The 4,747-nt window shown below is 67.0% G+C and carries 4 protein-coding genes; 3 read left to right on the top strand and 1 reads right to left on the bottom strand.

The features are described from left to right. The first annotated feature begins 321 nt into the window (after positions 1–321). On the top strand, positions 322–2,526 hold the full coding sequence (locus Q0W90_RS23340) for a hypothetical protein (RefSeq protein ID WP_297776929.1): 2,205 nt from the start codon (positions 322–324) through the stop codon (positions 2,524–2,526). 9 nt (positions 2,527–2,535) lie between these two features. Here the strand turns inward: Q0W90_RS23340 and lexA are convergent, their stop codons facing one another. After that, positions 2,536–3,249 (bottom strand): transcriptional repressor LexA, encoded by a 714-nt coding sequence (lexA, locus tag Q0W90_RS23335; RefSeq protein WP_297601505.1) that lies wholly within the window; start codon positions 3,247–3,249, stop codon positions 2,536–2,538. A gap of 293 nt (positions 3,250–3,542) precedes the next feature. On the opposite strand from lexA, the gene Q0W90_RS23330 reads away from it, so the two are divergent. Both Q0W90_RS23330 and nrdR read left to right on the top strand, forming a co-directional pair. Beyond that, positions 3,543–4,037: a LysM peptidoglycan-binding domain-containing protein gene (locus tag Q0W90_RS23330; RefSeq protein WP_297601509.1), complete on the top strand. Its 495-nt coding sequence runs from the start codon at positions 3,543–3,545 to the stop codon at positions 4,035–4,037. Positions 4,038–4,189: 152 nt separating this feature from the next. Further along, positions 4,190–4,654: a transcriptional regulator NrdR gene (gene nrdR, locus Q0W90_RS23325; protein ID WP_297601512.1), complete on the top strand. Its 465-nt coding sequence runs from the start codon at positions 4,190–4,192 to the stop codon at positions 4,652–4,654. Positions 4,655–4,747 lie beyond the last annotated feature (93 nt).

Below are 4,747 nucleotides of genomic sequence, written 5' to 3'. Positions count from 1 at the left end.
TGCTCGATGATCGGTGCCGATCGGCTTTCTGTGCGATATTCGTAATCCCCGCGGACGGTGGCGTGGATGGTCGCGATTCGGCCGTGGCCCGGCATCATTTCGACATCGGTGTGGTATCCGTTTTTGTAGAATTCGTGATTTGACTTCGCATTTCTTGTTCGCTGGAGCAAAGTTATGCGAGCCCGGCGATAAGGCGGATCGTAAGCGGGTCCCTTCCCCGCGGAACCACGGGCCGCTCGCCGGTTATGCGGGTAACGGCATAGCCGCAGATAGAGCCATATCCGTCGGCTGAAAGGCTTGGTGAAGGTGCACAGAGGTCACATCCGCAGGCTGATCGGAAGCGCCCTGGTCAGCCTGACGACCACAGCACTGGCCGCCGTATTGCTGGCGCCCGTCGCGACGGCGAGTCCGATAGGCGACGCCGAAGCGGCGATGATGGCCGCGTGGGAAAAGGCCGGCGGCGACACGTCACCGCTCGGCGCCCGCAAGGGTGATGTTTACCCGGCCGGGGATGGTTTCGCCCTGGACTTCGACGGCGGCAAAATGTTCTTCACCCCGGCCACCGGTGCCAAATTCGCCTACGGGCCCATCCTGGAGAAATACGAGATGCTGGGCGGGCCGGCCGGCAGCGATCTGGGTTTCCCGGCCATCAACGAAGTGCCGGGCTTGGCGGGTCCCGACAGCCGGGTGGTCACCTTCTCGGCCTCCGACAAGCCGGTCATTTTCTGGACGCCCGAGCACGGCCCGTATGTGGTGCGCGGCGCGATCAACTCCGCCTGGGACAAGCTCGGTAGCTCGGGCGGGGTCCTCGGCGTGCCGGTCGGTGACGAGACCTACAACGGCGAGGTGTCCTCGCAGAAATTCAGCGGCGGCCAGGTCTCGTGGAACCGGCAGACGAAGCAGTTCACCACCGAACCGCCGGCGTTGGCCGACCAATTGAAGGGCTTGCAGGTCGCGATCGATCCCACCGCGGCCATCAACATGGCCTGGCGCGCGGCCGGGGGACCCAACGGGCCACTGGGCGCCAAGCAGGGCGGGCAAAACCCCATCGGCGGTGACGGGATCGTCCAGAACTTCGCCGGCGGCAAGGTGTTCTTCACCCCGGCTACGGGCGCGAACGCCCTCGAGAGCGACATTCTGGCCAAATACGAGTCGCTGGGCGGGCCGGTCGGCAGCGACCTCGGATTCCCCATCACCAACGAAACCGACGGCGGAATCGGGCCTTCCAGCCGGATCTGCACCTTCTCGGCCGCCGACAAGCCGGTGATTTTCCGGACCGCTGACCACGGCGCGTTCGTCGTGCGCGGGGCGATGAAGGCCGCGTGGGACAAACTTCGCGGTCCGACCGGCAGGCTGGGCGCGCCGGTCGGCGACCAGGCCGTGGACGGCGACGTGATTTCGCAGCAGTTCACCGGCGGCAAGGTTTCCTGGAACCGCGCAAAGAACACGTTCAGCACGGATCCGTCCAACCTGGCGCCGTTGCTGTCCGGCCTGCAAGTGTCGGGCCAGAACCAGCCGAGCAATTCGGCCACGCCGTCACATGCCGCCAAGAAGTTCGGCTGGCATTCGTGGTGGTGGTTGGCCGCCATTCCGGTCCTTGTGCTGCTGGTGGTGTTGGTGTGGGTGCTGTTCGCGTGGCGCCGGCGTCGCCGCGGGCCGGACGATGCCGCCGGCTACCTGCCCGACCACGGCTACGACGCGGCCGAAACGCACTGGGGCCAGGAAGATCCCGACCTCGCGACTGAGCATTTCGCACTCGACGAGCCGCCCGAACCCGACCAGGCGCCCGACGCCGGGGCCACCGCGCGGGTCAGCTGGCAGCGTCAGGCTCCGACGGAGAGCGAGTACGGGTTCGAGGAGGAAGACCCCGACGCGATCGACACCGACTCCATCCCCGTCGTTTCGGCGGAGATGCTGTCCGAGGCCGACTATCCCGATGCCGAAGCCGATTACACCGACTACACCGACGCCGTGCCCGAGGTCGCCGAGTCCGAGACCGCGGACGACGCCGCCTACCTCGACGCCGATTACGCGGACGCCGATTACGCGGAGGCCGGCTACGGGGAGGACGAGTATCCCGACGTCGCCGTTCCGCACACGCCGCCGGACAGTGACGCGGTGACCGGCGCCCTGGAAGCCGCCGCACCCGAGGACGAGTATCCCGACGTCGCGGCGCCGGATGCCGAAGTCGCACCGGCGGACGACGTCGCCGCGGAGACCGACGTGTCAGAGGTCGCCGGTGCCGTCGCGGCCACCGGGGCGGAACAACGATCCGTCGGTCGGCACGCCGCCGCGGACTCGGAGGACGGCTCGGAAAATGGGCTGGCCGGCCCGGACGGGCGGCCGACAATCCATCTGCCGCTTGACGACCCGTACCAGGCGCCCGACGGGTACCCGATCAAGGCGAGCGCCCGTTACGGCCTGTATTACACGCCGGGCAGCGATCTGTATCAGGACACGCTCCCCGAGATTTGGTTGTCGAGCGAAGAGGTCGCTTTGGCCAACGGCTTCACCAGGGCTGACTAGCCCGGCTCGCTACACCTTGCGGATCACCGTGACCACCTTGCCCAGCACGGTCGCTTCGTTGCCGGGGATGGGGTCGAACGCCGGGTTGTGGGGCATCAGCCACACCTGACCGCCGGCGCGTTTGAACGTCTTGACGGTGGCTTCACCGTCCAGCATCGCCGCGACGATGTCACCGTTGTCGGCGACATTCTGCTGGCGCACCACCACCCAGTCGCCGTCACAGATCGCCGCCTCGACCATCGAATCACCCACCACTTTGAGCAGGAAGAGCGTGCCCTCGCCGACCAGCTCACGCGGCAGCGGGAAAACATCTTCGACGGCTTCTTCGGCAAGGATGGGTCCACCGGCCGCGATACGGCCGAGGACCGGGACGAACGTGGGTTCCGGCAACGCATCCGAACCGGCCACCTCGGTGGCAGGCGCCGCCATGTCGTCGTCGGCACCGCGGATGTCGACCGCCCGTGGGCGGTTGGGGTCGCGGCGTAAATAGCCCTTGCGTTCCAGGGTGCGCAGCTGGTGGGCAACCGAGGACGTCGACGTCAGACCGACGGCGTCGCCGATCTCCCTGATGCTCGGGGGGTAGCCGCGGCTGGTCACCGAGGCACGAATGACATTCAAAATGGTGCGCTGCCGTTCGGTCAGCGCGGAATCCACGGAGTGCAACCGGCGGTCCGCTCCGGTCGGGCCGGTGTCGTTCGGGGAAGTGTCGTTGCTGTCGCCCATGGCACTGAATGTAGCCGCCCCGCCGACGAGAATCAAACATGTGTTCGACTGGCGTGTCGCCCGGGTCGTCCGCCCCCGGAAAAGCGTCGCCATCGGCCGAATCACAAATGTGTAACTCTTGCCGCGACCGGGTATTTCTGCCTCGTGACAGTGGTAGAGGCCGACGGAGTTGTCGGTGGTGTGATCTAGCGTTTTGCTCGTGCGACACGCCTCGCTCAAATGTTCGGGTTTCGAACACACAAGCGATTAGAGTCGAACACACGAGCGAGAGCTAGTTGACCGGAGGAACGCAGATGACAGTCATCCATACGCTTGCGCCGCGTACCAGCAGCCTTCGGCGCCCGATCAACGGACCGGTGCAGGGCGTCCGGTACGGCAGGGACGGGCTGGCCCGCTCCCGTCGGCCCGCGCCGTCGCGGCCGACAGGCGCGGCGACGCGCTACTACGGCACCGGCGTGGCGATGTCGGTCGCTCCGCACCGGAGGCGCTCCGTCACCTGGGCAACGACGGTCGGGCTGGCGTTGGCCGCCGGCGCGATCACCCTGTGGCTGGGACTCGTCGCGAACATCGGGCAGGTCCTCAACGGTGACTCGACGAACGCGGCGGCCCACATTCCGGACAGGCTCGCCGTCGTCCGGGTCGACGCGGGGGAGTCGCTTTCCGATGTCGCTCATCGCGTGGCCCCCGACGCGCCGGCCGCCCAGGTGGCCGACCGGATCCGTGAACTCAACGATCTGGACTCACCGACGCTGGTTGCGGGCCAAACGCTGATCGCCCCGATCGGCTGACGGCCGCTGTGCGACAACGGCTCCGGCCCCACGGGCCTCCCACGCACGTGGTGACGTCCTACGCTCGGCGGTTCTGTTAGCCGTGCAGGTCAGCGCACAGGTACGCTCGAAGTCCTGCGATAGCTGATTGTCGGCACGGTGAAGGAGCGGTCATGCACTGTCCCTTCTGCCGCCATCCGGATTCCCGGGTGATCGACTCGCGGGAAACCGATGAAGGGCAGGCCATCCGGCGCCGACGATCGTGCCCCGAGTGCGGACGGCGTTTCACCACCGTGGAAACCGCGGTCCTGGCGGTGGTCAAGCGCAGCGGCGTCACCGAACCTTTCAGCAGGGAAAAGCTCATCAGCGGAGTCCGTCGGGCCTGCCAGGGCCGTCAGGTGGATGACGACGCGCTGAACCTGCTGGCCCAGCAGGTCGAAGACACCGTGCGGGCTTCGGCCTCGCCGGAGGTTCCCAGTCACGAGGTCGGCCTGGCCATCCTGGGGCCGTTGCGCGACCTCGACGAGGTGGCTTACCTGCGATTCGCCTCCGTGTATCGCTCCTTTGAGTCGGCGGACGACTTCGAGCGCGAGATTCAGGCGCTTCGTGAGCACCGCGGAGTGGCGACTCCCGGCTGACGGACCTCACCGGGCTGGGTCACGTCACCCCGCTAGGCTCGGGCTCAGTGTCAGGGTGAGGTGCCGCGTGTTGCGGTGGTTGGATCCTGATCA

The sequence above is a fragment of the Mycobacterium sp. genome, assembly GCF_025933915.1.
Classification (GTDB): Bacteria; Actinomycetota; Actinomycetes; order Mycobacteriales; family Mycobacteriaceae; genus Mycobacterium.
The sequence above is the reverse complement of the archived record's forward strand: the minus strand, read 5'-3'. Positions and strand labels throughout refer to the sequence as shown.

What these genes read in the sequence shown, in the direction of transcription:
- lexA (WP_297601505.1), bottom strand. Translation starts at nt 3,249, where the DNA reads ATGGGCGACAGCAACGACACTTCCCCGAACGACACCGGCCCGACCGGA.
- Q0W90_RS23330 (WP_297601509.1), top strand. Translation starts at nt 3,543, where the DNA reads ATGACAGTCATCCATACGCTTGCGCCGCGTACCAGCAGCCTTCGGCGC.
- nrdR (WP_297601512.1), top strand. Translation starts at nt 4,190, where the DNA reads ATGCACTGTCCCTTCTGCCGCCATCCGGATTCCCGGGTGATCGACTCG.